The sequence below is a fragment of the Citrobacter sp. LUTT5 genome, assembly GCF_009905315.1.
Classification (GTDB): domain Bacteria; phylum Pseudomonadota; class Gammaproteobacteria; order Enterobacterales; family Enterobacteriaceae; genus Citrobacter; species Citrobacter freundii.
The window spans coordinates 4,414,035-4,440,107 of the sequence record NZ_CP047606.1 but is presented as its reverse complement, the minus strand read 5'-3'; the positions used below and the strand labels follow the sequence as shown (position 1 = coordinate 4,440,107).

Below are 26,073 nucleotides of genomic sequence, written 5' to 3'. Positions count from 1 at the left end.
CATCATGGAACAGAATAAAGGTTTTTGGTTCGCTGACTGGTCGTTCCCGATCTTCGTGGGCCTGCTCTCATCCGGCGTATTTGCCGGAACGCACATGTACTACCTGTACGGTATTGGCGCATTTAACGAAGTGGCTTTTGTGGCGATGCTGAAGGCGGGAATGGATACCGGCTCCTACGGGGCGGTGGCGGCATTTGGCGCAAGTTTCCTGTTTGCCCGCATCATTGAAGGTTCGCTGGTGGGTATTCTGGATATCGGCGGGGCGATTCAGACCGGGGTTGGGTTAGGTGTTCCGGCGCTGCTGCTGGGCGCGGGCATTATCTTCCCGGTCGCCAACTTTGCCGCCTCGCTGGTCACTGGTCTGGTGATTGGTCTGGCGATTGGCTACATCATCATTCTGGCGCGTAAGTTCACCATCAACCAGAGCGATTCAACCTACGGTGCGGACGTCATGATGGGGGCCGGTAACGCCTCCGGCCGCTTCCTCGGACCGTTGATTATCCTCAGCGCGATGACGGCTTCTATTCCTATCGGAATCGGTTCTCTGGCGGGGGCGCTGCTGTTTTATCTGTGGCAAAAACCGATTACCGGCGGGGCGATTCTTGGGGCAATGATCCTCGGGTCCATCTTCCCGATTGCCATTAGCTAACTGTTGATTTGCAGGCCGGATAAGGCGGTTACGCCGCCATCCGGCATAGGAGAGAGCGATGTTTGATTTACTCCTGCGCCGTGCGCGCCTCGTTGACGATACGGTGAGCGATATTGCGCTCAAAGACGGCAAGATCGCGGCGTTGGGCGACGTTGATGGTCCGGCGCTGAAAACCATTGAGCTGGGCGGCGAGTGCTACGTCAGCGCAGGCTGGATTGACTCCCACGTTCATTGCTACCCGAAATCCCCGATTTACCACGACCAGCCGGATAGCGTCGGTATTGCGACCGGCGTCACTACCGTGGTGGATGCGGGCAGTACCGGGGCGGATGACATCGACGATTTTTACACCCTGACCCGGGAAGCTGCCACCGAGGTGTATGCGTTGCTGAATATCTCCCGCGTTGGACTTATCGCCCAGAACGAGCTGGCCAACATGGCCAATATTGACGCTGATGCGGTGCGAGAGGCGGTGAAACGCCACCCTGATTTTATCGTCGGTCTGAAGGCACGTATGAGTAGCAGCGTAGTCGGTGAAAATGGCATCACGCCGCTGGATCGCGCCAAAGCGATGCAAAAAGAGAACGGCGACCTGCCGCTGATGGTGCACATCGGCAACAACCCGCCGAATCTCGATGAGATCGCCGAACGCTTGAGTGCGGGCGACATTATTACCCACTGCTACAACGGTAAGCCGAACCGCATTCTGACGCCGCAAGGCGAGCTGCGGGCGTCGGTGACGCGGGCGATTTCACGCGGCGTGCGTCTGGACGTTGGGCATGGCACCGCCAGCCTGAGCTTTGCGGTGGCAAAACGCGCTATTGAACTGGGGATTTTGCCACACACTATCAGTTCCGATATTTACTGTCGCAACCGTATCAGCGGCCCGGTGCATTCTCTGGCGAATGTGATGTCGAAATTTCTCGCCATTGGGATGTCGCTTCCGCAGGTTATTGAGTGCGTTACCGCCAATGCTGCCGACGGCCTGCGCCTGAAACAGAAGGGGCGACTGCAGGTCGGTCTGGATGCTGATTTAACCCTCTTTACGCTTAAGCGCCAGCCAACCGTGCTGGTAGATGCAGAAAACGACAGCCTGCAGGCTGAACAACTGCTGGTGCCGCTTGCCGCAATACGTGCGGGCAAGGGCTATATGACCGAACAAGGGAGCGCGGAACATGCCTTCGATTTTTGAGAAATACGATTTAAAACAGGTGATTAATACCTCCGGCCGCATGACGGCGCTTGGCGTTTCCACGCCGCGACCAGAAGTGGTTGAAGCGGCGATGGCGGGGATGAACCACTATTTCGAGATGAAAGATCTGGTCAATAAAACCGGCGACTACATCGCGAAATTGCTGGAAGTGGAAGGGGCAACCGTTGTCTCTTGCGCCTCGGCTGGGATCGCCCTGTCGGTGGCTGGCGTATTGGTTAAAGACAGCGACTGGCTGCTGGAGAACCTGCACGTCACGCCCATCGAGAACAACGAAATCGTGCTGCCCAGAGGCCACAACGTCAACTTTGGTGCTCCGGTGGGTACCATGGTGGCGCTTGGCGGCGGTAAGTTAGTGGAAGCCGGTTATGCCAACGAATGTTCCGCGGCGCAGCTGGCTGCGGCCATTACACCGCGTACGGCGGCCATTCTGTATATCAAATCTCACCACTGCGTCCAGAAAAGTATGCTCAGCGTGGAGCAGGCTGCGGTGGTGGCGCGTACGCATAACCTGCCGCTGATCGTGGACGCGGCGGCGGAAGAAGATTTGCAATGCTACTACCGGGTTGGCGCAGATCTGGTTATTTATAGCGGCGCGAAGGCGATTGAAGGACCAACCAGCGGTCTGGTGATAGGTAAAACCCAGTACGTTGAGTGGGTGAAACGCCAGACGGCGGGAATTGGCCGGGCGATGAAGGTGGGGAAAGAGGGAATTCTTGGCCTAACCTGCGCCATCGAACTGTATCTGAACGCGCAGAAAGAGTGTGGCGCGGAGATGGTCGAGAAAATGACGCCGTTCATTAATGCGTTGAACCAGCTTAACGGCGTGAGCGCCCGCGTGGTGTGGGATAGCGCAGGGCGCGACATCGCACGCACGGAAATTAAGTTTGATGAAGCGGTAACCGGGATCGCCACGGGCGAACTGGTTGAAGCCCTGAAACAAGGCGAGTACGCGATTTACTTCCGTGGTTACAAAGCTAACGAAGGCATTATCGAAGCCGATGTGCGCAGCGTCGATCGTGCGCAGCTGGAGATTGTGGCCCGTCGAATTGGTGAAGTGATTTCGCAGGAGAAAGAAGTATGAAACTGACCCCTAACTTTTATCGCGACCGCGTCTGCCTGAACGTGCTGGCAGGCTCCAAAGAAAATGCGCGGGATATTTACGCGGCGGCGGAAGGACACGTGCTGGTTGGTGTGTTGTCAAAAAATTACCCGGATGTCGCAAGCGCAGTAGCGGATATGCGTGAATACGCAGCGCTTATCGACAATGCGCTCTCCGTGGGATTGGGGGCAGGCGACCCAAACCAGTCGGCGATGGTCAGTGAAATTTCCCGTCAGGTACAGCCGCAGCATGTTAATCAGGTCTTTACCGGCGTGGCCACCAGTCGCGCGCTGCTGGGCCAGCAGGATACAGTAGTCAACGGTCTGGTCTCGCCAACCGGCATGCCGGGCAGGGTGAAAATCTCCACCGGTCCGCTGAGCAGCCAGACGCCGGACGGTATTGTGCCGGTAGAAACCGCGATTGCGCTGCTCAAAGATATGGGCGGTAGCTCGATTAAATACTTCCCGATGGGCGGCCTGAAATGCCGTGAAGAGTACATTGCCGTAGCGCAGGCCTGCGCCCGTCATGACTTCTGGCTGGAGCCAACCGGCGGTATCGATCTGGATAATTTCACTGAAATCCTGCAGATTGCCCTCGATGCCGGAGTGAGTAAAATCATTCCTCACATCTATAGTTCGATTATTGATAAGGTGAGTGGTAACACTCGTCCGGATGACGTACGCCAGCTGATGGCGATGACCCGGGCCTGCGTAGGCTAACTGACTGATGAGGAAACTGACGTGCGATTCCCCAACCAACGTTTAGCACAGCTGTTTGACATGTTGCAAAACGAAGCGCTTCCACAGGACGAGCTGGCGCAGCGGTTGTCGGTTTCCACACGCACCGTACGGGCGGATATCACCGCGCTAAACGCGCTGCTCACCCAGTACGGCGCACAGTTTGTCCTCAGCCGGGGTAACGGTTATCAGCTCAAAATTGACGACCCGGCAAGTTATAACACCCTGCAAACGCAGCAGCCCAACGCGTTGCTACGCATCCCTCGAACCAGCCAGGAACGGATACACTGGCTGGTGGTGCGTTTTCTGACATCGGCTTTCTCGCTAAAGCTGGAAGATTTAGCTGATGAATGGTTTATCAGCCGCGCGACGCTGCAAAACGATATGGCTGAGGTGCGCGAGCATCTGCAACGTTATCATCTGACGCTGGAAACGCGTCCCCGTCACGGCATGAAGCTGTTCGGCAGCGAAATGGCGATCCGCGCCTGTTTGACCGATTTGCTGTGGACGCTGGCGCAGCAGGATCCGCAGCACCCGTTAGTGACGCAAGAAGCGCTGAATGCCGGGATCCCTGAGCAGCTACAGCCCGTTTTGCAGGACATTTTTGCCCGTTTCCATATTCGTCTGACCGATGAGGGCGAGCTGTTTTTACGCTTGTACTGCGCGGTGGCGGTACGGCGGATTAGCGAAGGGTATCCACTCCCGGATTTTGCCGCAGAAGAGGCCGATCAATCGGTGTGCCTGGCCACGCGGGAAATCGCGGCGGTATTGCACCGCCTGGCAGACAAACCGCTTTCCGTTTCCGAAGAAAACTGGCTACAGGTGCATATTGCTGCTCGCCAAGTACAAGAGATCGCGCCCAGTGCTATCAATGCGGATGATGACGAAGCGTTGGTCAATTACATTCTGCGTTTTATCAACACCCAGTACAACTACAACCTGTTGAATGACAAACAGTTACATGCTGATCTGCTGACGCATATTAAGACGATGATCACCCGCGTGCGTTACCAGATAATGATCCCCAATCCGCTGCTGGAAAATATTAAACAGCACTACCCCATGGCGTGGGACATGACGCTGGCCGCCGTCTCGGGATGGGGAAAATATACGCCGTACACCATCAGTGAAAATGAGATCGGCTTCCTCGTGCTGCATATTGGCGTCGGGCTGGAGCGTAGTTACAACATCGGTTACCAGAGACAGCCGAAGGTTCTGCTGGTATGCGATGCCGGAAATGCGATGGCGCGGATGATTGAAGCGGTGCTGGCGCGTAAGTATCCGCAGATAGAGATCGTCGATACCGTCACGCTGCGTGACTACGAACAGCGGGAAAGCATCAGCGAAGATTTTGTCATCTCTACCGCGCGGATCGGTGAAAAAGATAAGCCTGTAGCGATGATTGCGCCGTTCCCGACCGATTATCAACTGGAACAAATTGGCAAACTGGTGCTGGTGGACAGAACCCGCCCGTGGATGTTGAACAAATTCTTCGATGCCGCCCATTTTCGTGTAATTGACGAGCCAATGGATCAACAAACGTTGTTCAAAACCTTATGCCGTCAGTTGCAGGATGAAGGTTTTGTCGACGCAGAGTTCCTTGATTCAGTGGTTGAGCGTGAGGCCATCGTCAGCACCATGCTGGGTGACAGCATTGCCTTGCCGCACGCCCTCGGTCTGCTGGCCAAGAAAACGGTGGTTTACACTATCCTCGCCCCGCAGGGCATTGCCTGGGGCGATGAAACCGCGCACGTGATCTTCTTGCTCGCCATCAGTAAAAGCGAGTACGAAGAAGCGATGGCGATCTACGATATTTTCGTCACCTTCCTGCGTGAACGCGCCATGACGCGGCTCTGCGCATGCCGGAATTTCACCGAGTTCAAAACGGTCGCCATGGAGTGCGTCAGTCGTTTTTGAGAGGCGTTATCCAGAATTCGATGTAATGCGTATGTAATGCTAAACTGCATTACACATTCGATTCTACTGGAGGCATAATGGCCACGCTGAACGTCCGTCTGGATGACAAACTCAAAAATGAGGCTTATGCCGTGCTGGAAAAACTGAACATTACTCCAACGGAAGCTGTGCGATTACTGTTTCAGTACGTCGCGGAAACGGGGCGCATGCCAGTGAAAACCGTCACCGTTAGCGACAGCGAAGATACACTGATTCAGACAGTCCGGGAGAGGCTGGCCGGCCCGCAAAAAGGAATCAAGGTTAGTCTGGATGACTTATGAACTGGAATTCGACCCGAGAGCCTTAAAAGAGTGGCATAAACTGGGTGATACGGTGAAGGCTCAGTTTAAGAAGAAGTTGGCCGACGTGTTGTTGAACCCCAGAATTGACTCTGCCCGTTTAAACGGTCTTCCAGATTGCTATAAAATTAAGCTTAAATCGTCCGGCTATCGTCTGGTGTACCAGGTTCGGGATGAGGTTGTGACCGTGTTTGTTGTCGCGGTCGGCAAGCGAGAACATTCGGCCGTTTATCTCGATGCAAACAAACGGCTTTAGCGATCAACGCAAATGATGTACAACCTGGTTGCTGCTGCCGCGCCAGATTAGCGCCGGGTCTTTAAGATCCTGCACGTATTTGCCATCGACCAGTACGTTGATGAGATCGACCACCTGCATTTGCGCGGCGTTGAGTTCATCGAGCTTGTAGCCGGTCCACACCCAGATATCTTTGCCGGGGCACTCAGCGCGAACGCGCTGCACTAGTTGCAGGATTTCCGGCACGTTTTGCGGATGTAGCGGATCGCCACCGGAGAGCGAGATCCCCTGACGCTTGATTCGCGTATCGTTCAGATCGGCAATGATCTTGTCTTCCATCTCTTTGGTAAATGGCTTGCCGGAATTGAGCCGCCAGGTGCTTTTGTTATAGCAACCGGGACATTCATGCACGCACCCGGACACAAACAGCGTGCAGCGGGTGCCGGGGCCGTTAACGATGTCGACGGGATAGTATTGGTGAAAGTTCATAGCTTGTAACCATGCCGGGTGGCGCTGCGCTTACCCGGCCTACAATAAGAGTGCGGTCCGTAGGCCCGGTAAGCGCAGCGCCACCGGGCATTAACGTAACAGCGGATTAACCTATCTGCCCGTTACCCAAATGCTTAACGCGGCGCTTCACTTCTTCCTGCTTACCGGCGTTAAACGGACGGGCGTCCGGGCTGCCTAAATAACCGCAGACGCGGCGGGTGACCGACACGCGCGCGGCGTCGTGGTTACCACATTTCGGGCAGGTAAAGCCTTTGCTGGTGCACTCGAACTCACCGGTAAAGCCGCACTCGTAGCATTCATCAATTGGCGTGTTGGTCCCGTAATACGGCACGTGCTGATAGCTGTAATCCCAGACGTCTTCCAGTGCTTTCAGGTTGTGCTGAATATTCGGGTATTCGCCGTAGCAAATGAAGCCTCCACTCGCCAGCGGCGGGTATGGCGCTTCGAAATCGATCTTGTCGTACGGGTTAACCTTTTTCTCCACGTCGAGGTGGAAGCTGTTGGTGTAGTAACCTTTATCGGTCACGCCTGGCACCACACCAAACTCGGCGGTATCCAGACGACAGAAACGATCGCACAGGTTTTCGCTTGGCGTGCTGTACAGGCTGAAGCCGTAGCCGGTCTCGTCTTTCCACTGATCGACTGCCTGACGCAGGCGTTCGACAATGGCGATAGCTTTGGCGCGAAGCTGCTCGCTGTCGTACAGATGTTTGTCACCAAACAGTGCGTTAATGGTTTCGTGAATGCCGATGTAACCCAGCGAGATAGACGCGCGGCCATTTTTAAAGATTTCTGACACGTCATCGTCCGCTTTCAGACGCACGCCGCAGGCACCTTCCATATACAGGATTGGCGCCACGCGGGCTTTCACGCCTTCCAGACGCGCAATGCGGGTCATCAGCGCTTTACGTGCCAGCACCAGTCGATCGTCGAGCAGTTTCCAGAAGGTGGCTTCATCGCCGTGGGCTTCCAGCGCGATACGCGGCAGGTTGAGGCTGATAACGCCGAGGTTGTTACGCCCGTCGTGAATCTGTTCGCCGTTCTCGTTTTCCCACACGCCGAGGAAGCTGCGACAGCCCATCGGCGTTTTGAACGAACCGGTCACTTTCACTACCTGATCGTAGTTCAGGATGTCCGGATACATACGCTTGCTTGCGCACTCCAACGCCAGCTGTTTGATGTCGTAGTTCGGATCGCCAAACTTGTGGTTCAGGCCGTCGCGAATGGCGAACACCAGTTTCGGGAACACGGCGGTTTTACGATTTTTACCGAGACCCGCAATGCGGTTACGCAGAATGGACTGCTGGATCAAACGCGATTCCCAACTGGTTCCCAGGCCAAAACCGAAGGTGACGAACGGCGTCTGGCCGTTAGCGGTATGCAGGGTATTCACTTCATACTCGAGGGACTGGAATGCGTCGTAGCACTCTTTCTCGGTACGGGAATGCGCATAACCGTCGGCATCCGGGATCTGCCACTCTTCAGCGGTTTTGCGATGCTTGTTAAAGCTCTCGGTCACGAATGGTGCGAGAACTTCGTCAATACGGTTAATGGTGGTACCGCCATAAATATGGCTGGCAACCTGCGCGATAATTTGCGCGGTGACGGCCGTCGCGGTGGAGATGGATTTTGGCGGCTCAATCTCCGCGTTACCCATCTTAAAGCCCTGCGTCAGCATGCCTTTCAGGTCGATCAGCATGCAGTTAAACATTGGGAAGAACGGAGAGTAGTCGAGATCGTGATAGTGAATATCACCGCGCTCGTGCGCCTGGACGACATCACGCGGCAGCAGGTGCTGACGCGCATAGTGTTTGGCGACGATACCGGCCAGCAGGTCACGCTGGGTCGGGATCACTTTGCTGTCTTTGTTGGCGTTTTCGTTCAGCAGAGCAGAGTTGGTTTGCTCAACCAGACCACGAATTTCCTGGTTCAGACGGCCACGCTTTTCACGCTGTATATCACGGTCGTGGCGATATTCGATGTACGCACGGGCGAGTTGTTTGTACGGACCAGACATCAGCTGGTTTTCTACCGCTGTCTGGATCTCGTTGATATCGACCTGGCTGCGCTCATTCATCTGGCTACTAACGACTTCTGCGACGGTGGCACAGTAATCTGCGTCATCGACTCCCGCTGCTTTAGCTGCACGCAGAATGGCTTCTTTGATGCGCTCTGATTTAAACGGCACTTTACAGCCATCTCGTTTCATCACATGCGGTGTCATGATCACTCCATATTTATAAGAACAGGTTATCCACAGAGGTTGGGGAAGCGGCCATGGCTTTATTCATCTCTATTGCCAATGACTTCCCGCAATCCTGACCCACTTTATCCACAATTTCACCGTAAAGCGGTGCACTGTAGTTGTAGCAATTGTAGTCGATTAATACAACATATTGGGTCGGCGTGCATTTTAAGTTCTATATGTAGTGATTTGCATCAAGGATGTTTACGGTTTATTTGATGTAGCGCAAAGTAAAAATCGGAGCGTACAGATGACGGGCAGTACAGCGATTGTAAATTATGGGCAGAAAATTCTGATTAATTATTCAACAAAAACAGGAAGGTAAAGCCGGGCAGGCATCTGCTGCCCGGAACACACTATGACGACAGCGACTTCATCCAGTGGATACCGGCATTAATGAAGGCTGCCGAGGCGACGAGACCCAGAATGAGTGGTACAAGGTAACTGCTCTTCACGCGGTTTTCTGGCACTTCCTGAGCTGGTGTCGTTCCAGTCGAGAGCAGCGCCAGTACTTCTTCGGCAGACGTAGCGTTAAGCATGGCGTTTCGCATCTCATCCTCAACCAGCGACGAGGTGAGCTGGGTGAGCAGTTGCATATGCGTTGTACCCGCTTCATTTGGCGGGATCGCCAGCAGGAACACTAACCGTACTGGTTCAGGCCCTTCAAGACCCGGCCACAGTATTGGCTCGGGAAAAAGGGCGACGCAGAACGACGCCTGCACGACGGAATCACATTTTCCGTGAGGGACGGCCAGCTCTTCTCCCAGCGCGGTTGGTCCTTCATTTTCACGGCGCAGAACGCTGTCAATAAAAGCGTCTTTATTGGTAATGAGTCCGCATTCAGACAATGCTGAAGACATATACCGGATGATCGCATCGGGAGACGATTGCGGCGGATCGATAAAAATTAGCGTCTGACGAGTCAGTGTAGACAATTCCATGTTTTATGCCTCCGGTTGTGCCTTGACGTGGATCCAGATCGTTTGCCAGCCCGCCAGTTCGCAAACGCCATTAAAGGGGGTTCCTGTCAGGAGATCTGTCCCCGTCACGGGTAAGAAAAGTGTTTGTGATGCGCCAGTGACATTCACAATACCGTAGACAGTTTCTTCCTCTGTCTGGTGGTGGCGTTTGACGCCAAATAGCGCATCCGGCAGTGTAAGGACTTGCTGAGCTGCTGCCGGTGAGAACGCGGGATGTTGTTGGCGAATGCGCAGTAATGTCGTTAGTGCGGCATAGATCTTCGCTTGTCGGGATTCTGGCGTGACTAATGCCTGATGCGTGGTGGCGAAATCCAGTTTTTCACGGTTAATACGGCGATTGATCCCTGACGCGTTCAACCCTGCGATATCATTTTCGCTACCGAGAAGGCTGTGGTAGTAAATTGCAGGAACGCCCTGCAACATAAAGAGGATGGCGTGAGCGGCGGCAAATCTGGCAACCTGCGTGTCGGGAGCTTCTCCCGGTTCGCTTAACGCGCTCAGAAAGTTAATGTTCATCTCGTACGGCGACTGGCTGCCGTCTGGATTGGTGCGCCAGGAAATTCGTCCTTGCTTACGTTCTACTTCACTGACCAGGAACGCTTTTTCTTCCGTCGAGAGGATGTTTTCGACAGGTCGCAGGCCAATGCCGTCATGGCTAGCGAGGAAATTGAAAAATGTGGTGTTGGCAGGAAAGGTTTCTTGCTCCAGGCTTTGCGCCCACTGGCGTAGCCAGCGTGCGTTGCCGCGCAGGCAGGCATGCAGTGTCAGCGGTGGTAGCGGGAATTGATACACCATATGAGCCTCATCCCCGGCACCCAGATAGCTGATGTTTTCCTGATGTGGCACATTGGTTTCGGTAATCAGCAGGCAGTCAGGCCAGATCTCTTCCAGGATCGCCCGCCAGAGTTTGATTACCTGATGGGTTTGCGGCAGATGAATGCAGCGGCTGTTTTTCTCTTTCCACAAGAAACCGACGGCATCGAGTCGAATTGCCTGGGCACCGCGTGAAGCATATTCCAAAAGAATATCAATACTTTCCAGTAAAACCTCGGGTTCACGGAAGTTAAGATCGATTTGATCGGCGCTGAATGTGGTCCATATATGCGCCGTTTCCCCTGTTTTAAGCGTGAATGGCGTTAATAAAGGAGATGTACGCGGACGTGTGATTCGGCTGTAATTTTCATCCGGATCGGCGTTGATAAAGTAGTTCTGGTAGCGATGCTCACCATGCAAATAGCCCTGGAACCAACGGCTTTGCTGTGAAATATGGTTAATCACAAAATCGAACATTAAATTGAAATCGCCCGCCAGCGCGGCAATATCTGACCACTGCCCAAGATGTGGATCAACCTGTCGGTAATCCACCACGCTAAAACCGTCATCGGAGGTCCAGGGGAACATCGGCAGCAGGTGAATGTCACTGATCGTCCCCTTCAACCACAGTTTTGCAAACTGGTGGAGAATCGATAGGGGATTTTCCCCTTGCGCGCAGATGCTATCACCATAGGCGATCATCCAGATACGGCTTTGATCTAACGGAATCGTCGTTTGCGTTTTGGGTTTCCAGCGTTGGATAAGCTGTTCAATCTTCGCTGCGATTGCCTGATGATCCGCTTGCGGATAGAGCTGTGCCAGCGTGTCGCGGATAAATGCTTTATGTGGGGAGATATTCATACTTTTGCGTCACGCTCCGGCAGTGAGAAAAGGAAATCGCATGTGGCGAAAGGCGCAATTTCGCGGCAGTGCTTAACGGGTTCTTCCAGATAGTTAATCTGCGGCATTTCTTGCAGCAATGGTGGGAGTTCAACAGGATGCTCCCCGGCATTGAAAATACGTAATATTGTTCCATTTATCGTCTGGGCGTGTGGCAGCGCCGAGAGCATGAGCGGCTCAGGCAACGCCAGCAGACTGAAAGTTTCTGGCAGTGAACGCGGTGTGAAATTGAGCGTGAAGCGCTCCAGACGGTTGTCCAGCGTATTCAATTTCTGGTTCTGCCAGCTGAAAGGCTGACGTAAAGCTCTTGCCTCAAGGCGGCGTAATGTCAGATGGTCGGCACGCTCGCTAAGTGTCAGGGTCAGGTTAAAGATCAGGGGCTTGTGGAGCTGGGCCTCGGGCGTGTAAACGACGGTATTATTGATGCCGGAAGCGCGTCCGGGGCGCCAGACCAGATCGTCGCGTCCCAGAACGCCTGTCGATTTGAAGAGCGTCAGCGCCACCTGCGATGTTGTGTTTTGCAGGATCTGATACTCTTTCATGCCCAGGCTGTTTATGACCAGAGCGTTGTCGTTTTCCGCAATGGCGATAATTCCCTCGCTGGTTTCGATATCGACAGGTTTCTCACGATAGTTTTGCTGCCAGTTCGCAGGGGCGTCGGCAATGGGGCGGTGAATAATGCCGAAAGGCTGAGAGGCTATTGATTCCTGAGTATGAATATCGCTGTTGATCAGCAGGCGCAGGCGGTGGTCGCAAACGTTGTTTTCTAAACGGGCATCAATAAAAAGATGGGCTTCGCCCTGACGGAGTTCGCAAACAACCTGTACCGGGCATTCTTGTGTTGCGCGTTGGCTTAATGAATAGGGCAGGTTGAGCGTGATGCCCAGCGTTAAGCGCTCGACGTGCTGGCTCTTTTCGCAGGCGAGAAGTGTGAAGTGATTGAACTTTTGGGGGATATCACCTTGCAGCGGTGAAAAATCATAACTGTCACCTGCATCCGCACAATCTTCGAAGGTCAGCAGGTCGGAGAGAGTTCTGCCGGTACGTTTATCCCGTAGTGTCAGTGTTCCGTCATCAAGGCTGAGTCGATAATGGTCATTTTCAATATGGTTTTCGGCATAAGGGTGCAGCGTAGAAACCGTGTGCGTGCCCTCGCGAACGGCAATATTGATATAACCCAGTGCGGGCAGTTCCTGCGTGTCGATAGCGACCTGCGAGCGATAATAAGGCGGAAGCTCAACCTCTTTTTCTCCCTGCGGCGTAACCTGAATCACGCGTCCACCGGAAAGCTCTGTTTGTTCAATAATGCTAAATGAGAGAGTCTGCTCGCCAGCGCAGAGTTCAAGGGATGGTGTGCTGGTATATAGCGTGGCGTTGACAACCCCGGACCAGGGCGTCGCGCCAGGGTTCACCACAAAGAGGTCGTTCTCCTGGCTGCTGGCAATGGCCAGCTCTTTAATCACCAGATTCCACAGGCTATGGCTGAGCTGTTCCGTCTGTTCCAGGCGATGCAGAATATCCCGGTTGGTGGCATCACTGTTACACCCGCCTATGGAGTCATGGGCATGGTTGCGTAACAGGTTTTTCCAGATTTGATCAACCCACTGGAGGTTGACGTGAATATCATGATGGCGGGCCAGCGCAATAGTCGGTTCCAGCTTGTCCAACAAAAATTGTTCGATATCGTAATTTTTCTTTTTAATGTCGTAACGAACGGAGCCGATGGTTTTGTGGATCCGGGTATAGCGCGGGGATTTCAGTTCGCCTTGCCAGCAGGTAAATCCATCGGCTTGCTGACGAAGCGTATCAACAAACGCTTCCAGCGATGATATCTGGAACCGATCGCCTGTAGGGGAGCGTTCGCTGACCGTCTGCAGAATCTCGGGTAACAGAGGATCAATATTGACCTGATCGCCGCCGCAGGGCAGGAGTAAGTCATGCAGACCGGCGCGTTGGCGGATGAGATTCACCATTGGAAAGATTTTTTCCTGCAGGTGGGCATCGTCCGGTTGAATATTTTTGGCTGCCCCGTAGCCAAACAGCATTGCGCAGGCAATGACTTGCGAACCTGACGGTGCACGCCAGATAAACTGGCTCTGTGCAACCTGCGTGTCATGATCAATGCCGCGCCAGAACACGATGTTGTCCAGGTTGCATCCGCGAAGCAGCGTCGGGAGCTGGCTGTTATGACCAAAGGTATCGGGCAGATATCCCACCATCATGGCGTGGCCCAGTTTACGCGCGGAAAGTATGCCGTACTTCAGGTTGCGGATAATCGATTCGCCGTGAACGTTGAACGTATCCGTCTGGGTGTACCACGGGCCGATGTAAAGCCGCTTGTTTTTGACCAGCAGCTTCAGGCGGTCAGCGTATTGCGGATTGACGGCCAGAAAATCCTCAACCACGGCGGTTTGTCCGTCGAAATGGTAACAGGTGTAATCGGCGTAACGTTCTAATGTATCAATAACATCGGCAAAGTTTCGCGATGCCAGGATATTGCTGTCCTGCAACGTGAAATACCACTCTTGATCCCAGTGCGTGTGGGCGATGACATGGATATGACTCATTTTACTTTCCTGAATTTGTTGCCAGTTTCGGGCTGAAGAAAAGTACGCCCAACGCGCACACCAGAGAGCCTGCGAAAACGCTTACCAGATAGCCGGTGACGTTGGTGGCGAGCGGCCATCCCCAAACGGCAGGTAGCGGTAAGGATTGTTTGACACCTAACGTTGTGGCGATGAATGCGCCAGACATTGCGCCGACCATAAAGACGGGGATCAGACGCGGGTTTTTCAGAATAAAGGGGATCGCGCCTTCGGAAATGCCAATGAATCCCAGCAGTAGTGAGGTACTACCGATAGTTTTTTCTTCATTATTGAACACATCAGGAAGACCGAAGCGATTATTGAGCAATGCAGCAATGCCGACGCCGATTGAAGGGATGACGATAGCCAGTTCTCTGGCTGTTAAATCGAAGGTATCGCTCACGCCGTTAAGTCCCAGCGCCACCGACCCCGCAGCTTTGTTAATTGGCCCGCCGAGGTCGAAAGCGGTACCTGCTGCGATCATCAGTGAGTAAAAGCTGCGCCCGGATTCTCCGGCGGAAGTAAAAAAGGCCACCATCGCCTGATTCAGCGCGCCAAAAATGGGGTTAATCAGATACTGCATCACAATAACCAGTGTAATACCGGTACACAGCGGCACGATCAGCATGGTTTTTATGGTGGTGATTTGCTGACGTACTTTTATTGTATCGTTGAGCCATTGCACCAGATGACCGACAAAAAAGCCGATGGCGATTGCGCCAAAGAATCCCGAGGGCATAAAACCTTCGAGATTAAAAAAGCGCTTGTAGACTTCGTCAGACATAATTCCGCCGATAAGACCAGGTATCAGTGCGGGTTTCCCGGCAATTGAAAAGGCGAGGTACATGGCAAATACCGGGTACATAAACTTGATGACCATAAAGCCCAGTTTATCCAGCACCTCGAACGGCGTTCCGGCGATGGGAATTAATTGCCCGGTTATTTTCGCCACCGCCATAAGTAATCCACCGAGAACGACAACAGGCAGCATATAGCTGATTGCTGCCATAATATGGCCAATAAATATCTGCCATGCGGAACGATGCTCTTCGGGTTCGTCAGTTATTTGGGTGGAGCCTTTGCTCAAGGCTAGCGCCTGGCGAATATAGCGCTCGGTATTCTTAATCAGTTCTTGGGTACGAATTTTAAGATGTAGCGTGTTTGCGAATCGTTCAGCATCCTGTATAGGAACGTCCGTTGCCAGTATGACAGCGTCAGCGCTGGCGATATCTTGCCGGGAAAGCTTATTTTTGACCCCATCGCTTCCTTGTGTTTCTACCTTAACGTCAAAAGCCATTTTCTTTCGCCCAGGTGACAATTTTGTTGGCCGCCATAAATGTATGGGCGATACCTGTAGGGCACGCCGTTACTGCAACAATTTTTAGTTTTGTCATTGTAAAATCTCTAAAAATAGGACTGCGGAAATTATAAAGAGAAATAAAAGAACCATTAAACGTTTGGTGATACTAATTGCGTATGGGCATACCTGTATCCTGATAGTGTGATTCGCATTGCAGTGTCAGGTATAAGATACGAGTATGATTATTCTATCTTTAGTTAAAGAGTGCTGTTTTATGAATTCTTTTCAAGGTAGTGAAAGATTAATATTCGAATATATACAGTGCCATGCACATGAAATTTCTGATATTTCCGCTAAAGTGATTGCGACCGAGACCTTCACGACGACGACGTCGGTGAATCGGGTGTGTAAGAAAATGGGGTATCAGAGTTATACCGAACTGCGTTATAAATTTTCACGAGACAGACGTGTTGCCGAACCGGTAAAATATAGTGTTGGCAACGAAAAAACAGAAGTAATTATACAATTATGTAACCTGCTGAGTAATTCAAGTCATATATTTTTATATTCACGTGGTGCATCGCTGACCAGTTTGAATTACCTTTCTCGCTTTCTTTCACTGGCGAGTTTACCCCATTTAATTCTCAATGATATTCATCAGCTTACCCGGGTCTCGCGAGGAACGCTGGTGCTGATCAGTAAATCGGGAGAAACCGCTTCTTTAGTTGAGATGGCAAGAAATGCTTTGCGAAAAGGGCTAAAAATAATTGCGATTACCAGGAGAGAATCGTCGTTAGCGGCGCTGGCTACGCTGTGTTGGCCCCTGGACATTGATATCGATGCGATTTCCTTGTACCAACGGGAAGGTCAACTGGAGTTGTTGACCGTTGTTGACCGCATCGGCTGCTATTTGTTGCAACACGATGCGGCGTAAAACATCAGAGTTGCTTAACGATACCCAGACGCACGGCGTAATCATTTTCATGATTTCCGTGGTCATTGATGTAGGTTTTATCAAGAGACACTAGCTCAACATACGGGGTCCAGCCATCGTCCAGTTTATAATTGAACGCCACGGTATGCTCCCAATACGTATCATCACCCGTTCCCTGGTCGACACCATCCTGCCAGCGGAAGCGGGGATTATAAGACATGCCAAACTTGCCGATATTATAGGCAAACCAGATATCGAACTGGTGAGATTGACGGCGAGTGTAACCGCTGCCGTCTAATTCTCTGTCACTGTGTGAGTCATTTACGGTGTTATAGCGATAACGTGCGGAGAGATTAAGTCCATTATCAAAAGACTTCCACCCCTGAATAAAGGGACGGTAATGCGTGTTGCTGGTGGTAAATACAGTAACCATCCCCGGCGCAATTGCATAACCATCGCCTAAATCAAAACGCCAGCGTGTTTCTATTTCTTGAGCGGCTTCAGTGACACCTTTATCATCGGGGTCGTTACGATCGGTATCGCCAAAAAATGTGTCATTGTGATTTTGTGCAGCCTCAACGGAAAAATAAAATCCATTATCGGCCTGGTGCATGACTTTAATACGTGAGTCATTAACGTCAGAGTTGGTGTTATGACCAAAGCGTAAATCAACAGCAGTATTTCCACACCATCCCTGGCTGCTAATCAGTAATGCTGAAAGAGAACATGTTCTAATAAGATTTTTCATAATATCCTGCCGGGTTATATAATAAGAGGCAGGGGTATTTTTGTTTTATTCTCCAGCGCTTGTAAATTTTATCATGGTACATTTCAGGTATCGCTATACGTCACTCCTGAATTGAATAATAAAAGATACGGATAAAGATGCTTATCCGTATCTTTGCGGCGTTACTTCTGCAACCACCAGACGGCCTCAAAAGGACGTAGTGTCATGTCCCCAGGTTGGCTGGCGACCTCGGCATAGTTGTGCATCAGCACCTGCCAGTTTCCATCGGCCTGGGCTGGTTGCCAGTTCTGGAAGGTATCGCTCAGATTAGCAATGACCAGCAGCCGCTGCCCTTGCCACTCGCGTTGGTAACACCACAGATGTGGGCTGTCCGGTAACAGATCCTGATAGTCGCCCCAGGTAATAACTGGCTCCGCTTTGCGCAATGCGATCAGTTTCTGATAGGTGTAGAACACCGAGTCGGCATCGCTCAGCGCTGCCGCCACGTTGATCTCCGCTGCGTTGTCACACAGATTGATCCATGGTTCGCCCTCGGTAAAGCCCGCGTGTTGGCTGGCATCCCACTGCATCGGCGTGCGGCTGTTATCGCGGGATTTACTGGCGAGGATCGCCAGCAGTTCGTCGGCATCTCGCCCCTGACCGTTCAGTTCGGCAAACATGTTATGGCTTTCCACATCGCGATAATCGGTAATCTGGCTGAAGTGCGGATTGGTCATGCCGATCTCTTCACCCTGGTAGATATAGGGCGTGCCCTGCATGCCATGCAGCACCATCGCCAGCATTTTGGCCGACGGAATGCGGTATTTACCTTCATCGCCAAAACGCGACACGATGCGCGGCTGATCGTGGTTACACCAGAACAGCGCGTTCCAGGCCTGATTGTGCATGCCCTGCTGCCAGTGACGGAACAGGGTTTTCAGCGCGACATAATCGGGTTTGGCTAACGTCCACTTCTCACCGTTGGGGTAATCCACTTTCAGGTGGTGAAAGTTAAAGGTCATCGACAGTTCGCTGCCATCGAGCGCGGCGTACTGCTGGCAGTTTTCCAGTGTGGTGGAAGACATCTCGCCCACCGTCATCAGGCCGCGTGGCGTGAAGACGTCGCGGTTCATCTCGCGTAAAAACGCATGCGCGCGCGGACCATCGGTATAAAAACGCCGCCCATCGCCGTCGGGATCGTTCGGGAAGTCCTGATCTTTAGAGATAAGATTCACCACGTCGAGGCGCAATCCGTCCACGCCGCGATCGGCCCAGAACTCACAGACTTTTTTTAGCTCGGCGCGTACCGCCGGATTTTCCCAGTTCAGATCGGCCTGCTCCGGAGCAAAGAGGTGCAGATAGTACTGCTCGCTTTCGGCGTGCCAGCCCCAGGCGTTACCGCCAAATTTGGAACGCCAGTTATTCGGCGGGCTGTCTGGCGTGCCGTCGCGCCAGAGATAAAACTGACGATACGGGCTGTCTTTATCCAGCGCTTCACGAAACCAGGCGTGCTGGGTTGAGGTGTGGTTAAACACCATATCGAGAATAATACGGATGCCGCGCGCTTTCGCCTGCGCCACCAGTTCGTCAAAATCTTCCAGCGTACCGTAGGCTGGATCGACAGACAGGTAATCCGCGACGTCGTAACCGTTATCAACCTGCGGCGAAATATAGAACGGCGTCAGCCAGATGGCATCAACGCCCAGTTTTTGCAGATAGTCGAGGCGCTGCGTCACGCCGCGTAAATCGCCGGTGCCGCTGCCGGTAGTGTCCTGAAAACTCTTGGGGTAAACCTGATAGATAACGCCGTTTTGCCACCAGTGGGGAATATTCATGGTTGTTTCCTGGAAATACGCTGGGGCGCAACTGCGCCCCGAAGAAAAGTTAGATAATTTGTAATGTGCCCAGACGGTATTTACGCTGGTAAACAAATGAGGTCAGTATCATTGGGATAACAATCGCAATGACCATCGCCATGCCAAATACCTGCCAATAAGTCGGCTGGATGGAGAGGATGCCCGGCAAACCGCCGACGCCAATCCCGTTTGCCAGCACACCGTTCAGGCCGCACAGCAGTCCGGCGAGACCGGAGCCGATCATCGCGCACAGCATCGGGAAGCGGTATTTCAGGTTGATCCCGTACATTGCTGGTTCAGTTACTCCAAGATAAGCAGAGATCGCGGCAGGAACGGAGATTTCACGTTCGTTGTGCTTGCGACTGGAGATAATGATCCCGACCACCGCAGAAGCCTGAGCGATATTCGACAGTGCGATCAGTGGCCATACCGGCGTGCCGCCCATGCTCTGAATCATCTGCATGTCGATAGCCAGCGTGGTCTGATGCACACCGGTGATCACTAGCGGGGCGTACAGGAAGCCGAACAGAGCCGCGCCAATCGGAGCAAAACTGCCGGTCAGCAGATGGCGGACCGCAAACGCGACACCGTCGCCGATCATGCGGCCAAACGGACCGATAAAGGCGTGGGCGAGGAACACTGCGAGGATCAGCGAACACACCGGGACGATCACCAGATACAGGTAATCCGGCACGATGCGCTTCATGCGTGTTTCAATAAACCCGAGCGCCAGCCCGGCCAACAATGCCGGAATGACCTGCGCCTGGTAGCCCACTTTCTCAATGCTGAACAGGCCGAAGTTCCACACTTCCGGTACCTGCTGACCGAGCAAATAAGCGTTCATTAACTGCGGTGAAACCAGGGTTACGCCCAGCACAATACCGAGGATCGGCGTACCGCCCATTTTCTTCACCGCCGACCAGCAGATTCCGACCGGCAAATAGAAGAAGATCGCCTCGCCAATCAGCCACAGGAAGTCGTAAAGGGTTTTCAGCGAAGGATGCATCTGCGCCAGCGTCTGACCATTGCTCATCGGCAGATCGCCGATCACGTTACGGAAACCTAAGATCAAGCCGCCGCTAATCAGCGCGGGCAGCAGCGGGAAGAAGATCTCCGCAAAATGAGAAATCAGCTGTTCATGCCATTTCATATTCTGCCGCGCCGCTTTTTTCGCCTGCTCTTTGTCGGCGCTGGCTTGTCCGGTCGTCGCCAGCAGCGCTTTGTAGTAATCACCTACCTCGGTGCCAATCACCACCTGAAATTGCCCGGCGTTGGTGAAGCAGCCTTTGACCATCGGCAACTGTTCGATATCTTTCGGCCTGGCGTTCGCAGGCTGATTCAGCACAAAACGCAGGCGAGTAATGCAGTGACTTACCGTGGCGATATTGTCGCGCCCGCCTACCAGCTCAATCAGCCGGTCGATGTCTGCTTGTTTTATTTTGCTCATGATGACGTGTGTTCCCCGTAGGCCGGATAAGACGCGTTAGGTCGCCATCCGGCAACTCTCGCGTTGTTGGCGCCAGAGTATATCGTCGATGAATATTAAAAAATGGGAACGTTCCCGAAACGCAGCGAAGATCACAAATTAACGCTCAGAAAGCGGTCAGGAGAGGGTGGAAGGAATAACGATTTGTCGTGGTTCGCTGCGGCCGTTGATCTGCTCGATCAGCTGCGAGGCCGCTTGTCGCCCGGCTTCGGCGTATCCTGGGTCGACGGTGATAATTTCCGGATGGAGGAATTTCATCAGCGGCGTGCTGCCCACGCTCGCCAATTGCAGGTTCTCTATTCGCTGCTCCTGTAGATATTTACTGACCCCAAGGGCGAGGGTGTCTGTCGCGCAGACTAATGCGGTGGTTTCCGGGGTGATGACACTGGCGGCCTGCTCATAGCCCTGCTTCATGGCCAGACCCGGCAGCGCGGCAACCGGATGCAGTTTGTGTTTCTTACAGAATGCCAGATAAGCTTCATGGCGGCGCTTACCGGTGGTCACGTCGCTATGAGGAACGCCAAGAAAGCTAATATGGCGATGCTCGCGTTCGTATAAACGCTGCATCAGGGTGCGAATGGCACCCTCATCGTCATAGCAGACGGAGGCAATGCCTTTGGCATCTCTTGCCAGCAGCACCAGCGAATCCTGCCAGGTGGTGAGCATGGATTCGGTAATGCCGGTAAAACCAAACAGCACCACGCCGTCAATGTTGCGGCGTCGGAGCATGCCGAGATGTTCTTCAACCAGTTCGGGTGAGAACTGACTTTCCATCATGATCGGGTCGTAACCCTGCTCATAAAAGGCGGGCAGCATGGTCTGCACGGCGAGATTTTCCGAAAGCGAGTCCAGACGCGTGACGATAATCGCCACTACCTTGTCGCTTTGCCCACGCATGGCGCGTGCGGAGCGAGAAGGGGAAAAACCGTGCTGATTCATCACCGCTTCAACGCGCTCGCGGGTGCGTTCACTCACGCCGCTTTCATTGTTGAGCACACGGGAAACGGTTGATTTTCCCACACCGCTTAAGCGGGCGATGTCTTTAATGGTCAGCCGATTTTGCATCCTGTTTTCCCATGTTGCGTGTGAAGTTATGCCAAATAGAGAATAACTTTACTCAAGCGCAGTGCAATGGGCAAAGTCTGGTATACATTTGGTTTAGTTTCCGTGCTGTATCATACCGCCATAATTGCCACAAACCTTATGGTTTTCTGCGTATAATCCGCAGCGCAAATCTTTCACTTACCGGAGGCTATATGGATCCCGATCCCACCCCTCTCCCGAGACGGAGAAACAACCCTTTCCGGTAAGCCTGTCTTTCACTGTCTTACCGGATGCGTAAGACAGTGACGTTCTGACGTCCCTGTTACGATTTTTAGATTGCCATCAGGCAAGGATTTGCCACGCCTGAAGGATTTACTGCGCCTGTTAAGACTGGCGCAGGGGGACTGCCTATGTTCAAAAATATTACTCGCCAGCTATTTGCCCGGCTAAACCGCCATCTACCGCATCGTCTGGTGCATCGCGATCCGCTACCCAATGCGCAGACCGTTGCCAGCACGCCGATCCCACCCTCGCTGAGCGAACATTGCCTGAAAATGGCGCTGATGGACGAAGCAGCGCTGTGGAAAACGTTCGGCGCGCACCCAGAAGGGTTGAACGCCGCAGAAGTCGAGAACGCTCGCGAAATCCATGGCGAAAACCAGTTGCCGGCGCAGAAGCCGTCGCCCTGGTGGGTGCATCTGTGGGTCTGCTACCGCAACCCGTTTAATATTCTGCTGACCATCCTTGGTGCGATTTCTTATGCCACTGAGGATCTGTTCGCTGCCGGCGTCATCGCGCTGATGGTCGCCATCTCGACGCTGCTGAATTTTGTGCAGGAGGCACGTTCCACCAAAGCGGCGGATGCGTTGAAAGCGATGGTCAGCAACACCGCCACGGTGCTGCGCGTTATCAACGAGAAAGGGGAGAACGGTTGGGTTGAACTGCCGATCGATCAGTTGGTTCCTGGCGATATTATCAAACTGGCGGCAGGGGATATGATCCCGGCCGATCTGCGCGTGGTACAGGCTCGTGACCTGTTCGTGGCTCAGGCTTCGCTGACCGGTGAATCGCTGCCGGTAGAAAAAGTTGCAACCAGCCGCGACCCGCAGCAAAGCAACCCGCTGGAATGCGATACCCTGTGCTTTATGGGCACCAATGTGGTGAGCGGCACGGCACAGGCCATCGTGATTGCGACCGGGGCCAATACCTGGTTCGGGCAACTGGCGGGCCGCGTCAGCGAGCAGGAAAGCGAGCAGAATGCCTTCCAGAAAGGGATCAGTCGCGTCAGCATGCTGCTGATCCGCTTTATGCTGGTGATGGCGCCGATTGTGCTGATCATCAACGGTTATACCAAAGGTGACTGGTGGGAAGCGGCGCTGTTTGCGCTGTCTGTGGCGGTGGGACTGACTCCAGAAATGCTGCCGATGATCGTCACCTCGACGCTGGCGCGTGGGGCGGTGAAGCTGTCAAAACAAAAGGTTATCGTTAAACACCTCGACGCTATCCAGAACTTTGGCGCGATGGATATTCTGTGCACCGATAAAACCGGCACTCTGACACAAGATAAAATAGTGCTGGAGAATCATACTGATATATCTGGAAAGCCCAGCGAACACGTCCTGCATTCTGCGTGGCTGAACAGCCACTACCAGACCGGGCTGAAGAATCTGCTGGATACGGCAGTGCTGGAAGGCGTGGACGAAGAATCCGCCCGCCGGCTCTCTACCCGCTGGCAAAAAATCGATGAGATCCCGTTTGATTTCGAACGTCGCCGTATGTCGGTGGTGGTGGCAGAAGAAACCGATGTGCACCAGTTGGTCTGTAAAGGGGCACTACAGGAGATCCTCAGCGTGTGTACCCAGGTGCGCCACAATGGTGAGATTGTTCCGTTAGATGACAACATGCTGCGTCGGGTGAAACGCGTCACGGACACGCTGAACCGCCAGGGGCTGCGCGTGGTGGCGGTGGCGACGAAATACCTGCCAGCGCGTGAGGGGGATTACCAGCGTATTGATGAATCCGATCTGATCCTCGAAGGCTATATCGCGTTCCTCGATCCGCCGAAAGAGACCACCGCACCGGCGCTTAAAGCGCTGAAAGCCAGCGGTATTACGGTGAAAATTCTGACGGGCGATAGCGAGCTGGTGGCGGCAAAAGTGTGCCATGAAGTGGGGCTGGATGCGGGCGATGTGGTTATCGGTAGCAGCATTGAGGGGTTAAGTGACGACGAGCTGGCCCAACTTGCCCAGCGCACCACGCTGTTTGCCCGCCTGACACCAATGCACAAGGAGCGTATTGTCACGCTGCTCAAGCGCGAAGGTCATGTGGTCGGCTTTATGGGGGATGGCATTAACGACGCCCCGGCGCTGCGCGCGGCGGACATTGGTATCTCCGTTGACGGCGCGGTTGATATTGCCCGTGAAGCGGCTGATATCATCCTGCTGGAAAAGAGCCTGATGGTGCTGGAAGAAGGGGTAATCGAAGGACGCCGTACCTTCTCTAACATGCTGAAGTACATCAAAATGACGGCCAGTTCTAACTTCGGTAATGTGTTTAGCGTGCTGGTGGCGAGCGCCTTCTTGCCGTTCCTGCCGATGTTGCCGCTGCACTTACTGATTCAGAACCTGCTGTACGATGTATCCCAGGTGGCGATTCCGTTTGATAACGTCGACGAAGAGCAGATCAAAAAGCCGCAGCGCTGGAATCCCGCCGAGTTGGGCCGCTTTATGATCTTCTTTGGACCGATCAGCTCGATCTTTGACATTCTGACTTTCTGCCTGATGTGGTTCGTCTTCCATGCCAATACACCTGAACATCAGACATTGTTCCAGTCTGGCTGGTTTGTGGTGGGTCTGCTGTCGCAAACGCTGATTGTGCATATGATCCGTACCCGTCGCGTGCCGTTTATCCAAAGCCGCGCCGCATGGCCGCTGATGCTGATGACGCTGGTGGTAATGGTGGTGGGCATTGCATTACCGTTCTCGCCGCTGGCCAGCTATCTGCAATTGCAGGCGCTGCCGCTGAGCTACTTCCCGTGGCTGATTGCAATTCTGGCGGGTTACATGACATTAACCCAGCTTGTGAAAGGTTTTTATAGCCGCCGCTACGGCTGGCAGTAATCCTCAACTTCTCTTCTGCAGGATGGTGTTAATACCATCCTGCATTTCACTTTTTCATTCGAAAGATATTCTCCCGAAATATTGGTGTTTTATTTTTATTGAAATACTAACGCGGGTTGTTAGTATCAAATCGCCTTTCTTGCGTTGTTTTTTTATCAATAAAACGATCTGCATTGCAAAAATGAAACAGCGTGCTAAAAAATTTAACTGTCTGCGATTTTTTGTGAACGTAGTCATCGAAATAAATTGTTACACCAGTTAGTCTGCGCAGGTAACGTCGTTAAGAAAGTTTCTCGCTGCCCGTTTTTAATTCCGGCAGTCATTTGCTCTGCAAGCTATTCCTGTTAATGGATATTATGAACTTCTGGAGAAGGACAAATGAAACTGACAAAAAACCTGTTAAGTCTGTGTATTGGCGCGTCTGTATTACTGGCGAGTCATGCAACGCTGGCACAAACCTTTCGCGCCGCAGATGTGCATCCGGCTGATTACCCGAACGTTGTTGCCGTGAAACATATGGGGGAAAAACTTAGCGCCGCCACCGAAGGTCGTCTGGAGATTAAAACCTTTCCCGGTGGTGTGTTAGGCGACGAAAAACAGATGATTGAGCAGGCACAATTAGGCGCTATCGATATTATTCGTGTCTCAATGACGCCAGTCGCCGCTATTCTCCCTGAAATTAACGTGTTTACCCTGCCATATATTTTCCGTGATGAAGACCATCTGCATAAGGTTCTCGACGGCATGATTGGTCAGGAGATTGGCGACCGCCTGACGGCCAACGCCAAATCGCGGCTGGTGTTCCTCGGCTGGATGGATGCCGGAACGCGCAACCTGATCACCAAAAATCCGGTGGTGAAACCGGAAGATTTACACGGTATGAAAATCCGTGTTCAAGGGAGTCCGATAGCGCTGGATACCCTGAAGGCGATGGGCGCTAACTCCGTTGTCATGGGCGTTAGTGAAGTATTTAGCGGCATGCAGACCGGCGTTATTGATGGCACGGAAAATAACCCGCCAACGTTTGTTGCGCATAACTATTTGCCGGTCGTGAAAAACTATACCTGGAGCAAACACTTTATTATTCCTGAGCTTTTTCTGTTCTCGAAAGCCAAATGGGATAAGTTAAAAAAAGAAGACCAGGACCTCATTATTAAACTCGCCAAAGAAGCACAGGTAGAGCAACGAAAACTTTGGCAGGATTATAATGCAAAATCGCTGGAGACCATGAAAGCCAACGGCGTTCAGTTCCACGATATTGATACGGACTATTTCTATAAAGCCACGCAGTCAGTGCGGGATAATTACGGTAAAGACCACCAGGATTTGATCAAACGAATTCAGGATGTGAAGTAATTCATCAGGTGGAGGATATCAACCCTCCGC

20 protein-coding genes and 1 pseudogene are annotated in these 26,073 nt (G+C 52.9%); 11 read left to right on the top strand and 10 right to left on the bottom strand.

Going from position 1 to position 26,073, the window contains the following annotated elements; translation table 11 throughout:
- The first annotated feature begins 4 nt into the window (after positions 1–4).
- The 7 genes from GUC46_RS21175 to GUC46_RS21145 all read left to right on the top strand — a co-directional run bounded on the left by GUC46_RS21175 (position 5) and on the right by GUC46_RS21145 (position 6,209).
- Positions 5–649 carry a DUF4310 family protein gene (locus tag GUC46_RS21175; RefSeq protein ID WP_003830379.1) on the top strand — a complete coding sequence of 215 codons (645 nt, stop codon included), beginning with the start codon at positions 5–7 and terminating at the stop codon, positions 647–649.
- Between the two features lie 58 nt (positions 650–707).
- A complete protein-coding gene (locus tag GUC46_RS21170) occupies positions 708–1,841 on the top strand; it encodes an amidohydrolase/deacetylase family metallohydrolase (protein ID WP_049002371.1) in 1,134 nt (377 codons plus the stop codon).
- Entirely contained in the window at positions 1,825–2,943 is a 1,119-nt protein-coding gene (locus GUC46_RS21165) for a DgaE family pyridoxal phosphate-dependent ammonia lyase (protein WP_130715212.1), read from the top strand. Before GUC46_RS21170 ends, GUC46_RS21165 begins: the two co-directional genes overlap by 17 nt.
- Positions 2,940–3,680 (top strand): KDGP aldolase family protein, encoded by a 741-nt coding sequence (locus GUC46_RS21160; protein ID WP_003025772.1) that lies wholly within the window; start codon positions 2,940–2,942, stop codon positions 3,678–3,680. Before GUC46_RS21165 ends, GUC46_RS21160 begins: the two co-directional genes overlap by 4 nt.
- Before the next feature lie 21 nt (positions 3,681–3,701).
- Positions 3,702–5,615: a BglG family transcription antiterminator gene (locus GUC46_RS21155; RefSeq protein ID WP_061548941.1), complete on the top strand. Its 1,914-nt coding sequence runs from the start codon at positions 3,702–3,704 to the stop codon at positions 5,613–5,615.
- 77 nt (positions 5,616–5,692) lie between these two features.
- Positions 5,693–5,935 (top strand): type II toxin-antitoxin system RelB/DinJ family antitoxin, encoded by a 243-nt coding sequence (locus GUC46_RS21150; RefSeq protein ID WP_061548940.1) that lies wholly within the window; start codon positions 5,693–5,695, stop codon positions 5,933–5,935.
- The gene (locus GUC46_RS21145) at positions 5,925–6,209 is read left to right on the top strand and encodes a type II toxin-antitoxin system RelE/ParE family toxin (RefSeq protein WP_003839578.1); all 285 of its coding nucleotides are present in this window, start codon (positions 5,925–5,927) and stop codon (positions 6,207–6,209) included. Before GUC46_RS21150 ends, GUC46_RS21145 begins: the two co-directional genes overlap by 11 nt.
- A 3-nt stretch (positions 6,210–6,212) precedes the next feature.
- Here GUC46_RS21145 and nrdG read toward each other — a convergent pair whose 3' ends face one another.
- The 6 genes and pseudogenes from nrdG to GUC46_RS21115 form a co-directional block, all read right to left on the bottom strand.
- The gene (gene nrdG / locus GUC46_RS21140; protein ID WP_032937736.1) at positions 6,213–6,677 is read right to left on the bottom strand and encodes an anaerobic ribonucleoside-triphosphate reductase-activating protein; all 465 of its coding nucleotides are present in this window, start codon (positions 6,675–6,677) and stop codon (positions 6,213–6,215) included.
- 106 nt (positions 6,678–6,783) lie between these two features.
- The gene (gene nrdD, locus GUC46_RS21135) at positions 6,784–8,922 is read right to left on the bottom strand and encodes an anaerobic ribonucleoside-triphosphate reductase (protein WP_003844922.1); all 2,139 of its coding nucleotides are present in this window, start codon (positions 8,920–8,922) and stop codon (positions 6,784–6,786) included.
- A gap of 377 nt (positions 8,923–9,299) precedes the next feature.
- On the bottom strand, positions 9,300–9,884 hold the full coding sequence (locus GUC46_RS21130) for a fructose PTS transporter subunit IIA (RefSeq protein ID WP_003844920.1): 585 nt from the start codon (positions 9,882–9,884) through the stop codon (positions 9,300–9,302).
- Between the two features lie 3 nt (positions 9,885–9,887).
- A complete protein-coding gene (locus GUC46_RS21125; protein ID WP_130715211.1) occupies positions 9,888–11,597 on the bottom strand; it encodes a sugar phosphorylase in 1,710 nt (569 codons plus the stop codon).
- Positions 11,594–14,203, bottom strand: a complete 2,610-nt coding sequence (locus GUC46_RS21120) for a glycoside hydrolase family 38 C-terminal domain-containing protein (RefSeq protein WP_130715210.1) — start codon at positions 14,201–14,203, stop codon at positions 11,594–11,596. The genes GUC46_RS21125 and GUC46_RS21120 overlap by 4 nt, the downstream gene beginning before the upstream one ends.
- A 1-nt stretch (position 14,204) precedes the next feature.
- Positions 14,205–15,615, bottom strand: a pseudogene (locus GUC46_RS21115) (PTS fructose transporter subunit IIC).
- A gap of 180 nt (positions 15,616–15,795) precedes the next feature.
- Here GUC46_RS21115 and GUC46_RS21110 point away from each other — a divergent pair.
- Positions 15,796–16,455 carry a MurR/RpiR family transcriptional regulator gene (locus GUC46_RS21110; protein WP_003844915.1) on the top strand — a complete coding sequence of 220 codons (660 nt, stop codon included), beginning with the start codon at positions 15,796–15,798 and terminating at the stop codon, positions 16,453–16,455.
- A 4-nt stretch (positions 16,456–16,459) separates the two neighbouring features.
- Here the strand turns inward: GUC46_RS21110 and GUC46_RS21105 are convergent, their stop codons facing one another.
- The 4 genes from GUC46_RS21105 to treR all read right to left on the bottom strand — a co-directional run bounded on the left by GUC46_RS21105 (position 16,460) and on the right by treR (position 21,589).
- Positions 16,460–17,203 carry an oligogalacturonate-specific porin KdgM family protein gene (locus tag GUC46_RS21105; RefSeq protein WP_003839593.1) on the bottom strand — a complete coding sequence of 248 codons (744 nt, stop codon included), beginning with the start codon at positions 17,201–17,203 and terminating at the stop codon, positions 16,460–16,462.
- Positions 17,204–17,364: 161 nt separating this feature from the next.
- Complete coding sequence (treC, locus tag GUC46_RS21100; protein ID WP_130715208.1) at positions 17,365–19,017, bottom strand: alpha,alpha-phosphotrehalase; 1,653 nt, start codon at positions 19,015–19,017, stop codon at positions 17,365–17,367.
- A 49-nt stretch (positions 19,018–19,066) separates the two neighbouring features.
- Positions 19,067–20,485, bottom strand: a complete 1,419-nt coding sequence (gene treB / locus GUC46_RS21095; protein ID WP_049002378.1) for a PTS trehalose transporter subunit IIBC — start codon at positions 20,483–20,485, stop codon at positions 19,067–19,069.
- Between the two features lie 156 nt (positions 20,486–20,641).
- A complete protein-coding gene (gene treR, locus GUC46_RS21090; protein ID WP_003844911.1) occupies positions 20,642–21,589 on the bottom strand; it encodes a trehalose operon repressor TreR in 948 nt (315 codons plus the stop codon).
- An 11-nt stretch (positions 21,590–21,600) separates the two neighbouring features.
- On the opposite strand from treR, the gene mgtL reads away from it, so the two are divergent.
- From mgtL to GUC46_RS21080, 3 genes are all read left to right on the top strand, one after another.
- A complete protein-coding gene (mgtL, locus tag GUC46_RS24330; protein WP_099975506.1) occupies positions 21,601–21,834 on the top strand; it encodes a mgtA regulatory leader peptide MgtL in 234 nt (77 codons plus the stop codon).
- A 144-nt stretch (positions 21,835–21,978) separates the two neighbouring features.
- Positions 21,979–24,687, top strand: a complete 2,709-nt coding sequence (gene mgtA, locus GUC46_RS21085) for a magnesium-translocating P-type ATPase (protein ID WP_048219843.1) — start codon at positions 21,979–21,981, stop codon at positions 24,685–24,687.
- Positions 24,688–25,065: 378 nt separating this feature from the next.
- A complete protein-coding gene (locus GUC46_RS21080) occupies positions 25,066–26,043 on the top strand; it encodes a TRAP transporter substrate-binding protein (RefSeq protein ID WP_003839604.1) in 978 nt (325 codons plus the stop codon).
- The last annotated feature ends 30 nt before the right edge of the window (positions 26,044–26,073 follow it).

Excerpts from the sequence above, each read along its gene's own strand:
- GUC46_RS21175 (WP_003830379.1), top strand. The coding sequence starts at position 5 with ATGGAACAGAATAAAGGTTTTTGGTTCGCTGACTGGTCGTTCCCGATC.
- GUC46_RS21170 (WP_049002371.1), top strand. The coding sequence starts at position 708 with ATGTTTGATTTACTCCTGCGCCGTGCGCGCCTCGTTGACGATACGGTG.
- GUC46_RS21165 (WP_130715212.1), top strand. The coding sequence starts at position 1,825 with ATGCCTTCGATTTTTGAGAAATACGATTTAAAACAGGTGATTAATACC.
- GUC46_RS21160 (WP_003025772.1), top strand. The coding sequence starts at position 2,940 with ATGAAACTGACCCCTAACTTTTATCGCGACCGCGTCTGCCTGAACGTG.
- GUC46_RS21150 (WP_061548940.1), top strand. The coding sequence starts at position 5,693 with ATGGCCACGCTGAACGTCCGTCTGGATGACAAACTCAAAAATGAGGCT.
- GUC46_RS21145 (WP_003839578.1), top strand. The coding sequence starts at position 5,925 with ATGACTTATGAACTGGAATTCGACCCGAGAGCCTTAAAAGAGTGGCAT.
- nrdG (WP_032937736.1), bottom strand. The coding sequence starts at position 6,677 with ATGAACTTTCACCAATACTATCCCGTCGACATCGTTAACGGCCCCGGC.
- nrdD (WP_003844922.1), bottom strand. The coding sequence starts at position 8,922 with ATGACACCGCATGTGATGAAACGAGATGGCTGTAAAGTGCCGTTTAAA.
- GUC46_RS21130 (WP_003844920.1), bottom strand. The coding sequence starts at position 9,884 with ATGGAATTGTCTACACTGACTCGTCAGACGCTAATTTTTATCGATCCG.
- GUC46_RS21125 (WP_130715211.1), bottom strand. The coding sequence starts at position 11,597 with ATGAATATCTCCCCACATAAAGCATTTATCCGCGACACGCTGGCACAG.
- GUC46_RS21120 (WP_130715210.1), bottom strand. The coding sequence starts at position 14,203 with ATGAGTCATATCCATGTCATCGCCCACACGCACTGGGATCAAGAGTGG.
- GUC46_RS21110 (WP_003844915.1), top strand. The coding sequence starts at position 15,796 with ATGAATTCTTTTCAAGGTAGTGAAAGATTAATATTCGAATATATACAG.
- GUC46_RS21105 (WP_003839593.1), bottom strand. The coding sequence starts at position 17,203 with ATGAAAAATCTTATTAGAACATGTTCTCTTTCAGCATTACTGATTAGC.
- treC (WP_130715208.1), bottom strand. The coding sequence starts at position 19,017 with ATGAATATTCCCCACTGGTGGCAAAACGGCGTTATCTATCAGGTTTAC.
- treB (WP_049002378.1), bottom strand. The coding sequence starts at position 20,485 with ATGAGCAAAATAAAACAAGCAGACATCGACCGGCTGATTGAGCTGGTA.
- treR (WP_003844911.1), bottom strand. The coding sequence starts at position 21,589 with ATGCAAAATCGGCTGACCATTAAAGACATCGCCCGCTTAAGCGGTGTG.
- mgtL (WP_099975506.1), top strand. The coding sequence starts at position 21,601 with ATGTTGCGTGTGAAGTTATGCCAAATAGAGAATAACTTTACTCAAGCG.
- mgtA (WP_048219843.1), top strand. The coding sequence starts at position 21,979 with ATGTTCAAAAATATTACTCGCCAGCTATTTGCCCGGCTAAACCGCCAT.
- GUC46_RS21080 (WP_003839604.1), top strand. The coding sequence starts at position 25,066 with ATGAAACTGACAAAAAACCTGTTAAGTCTGTGTATTGGCGCGTCTGTA.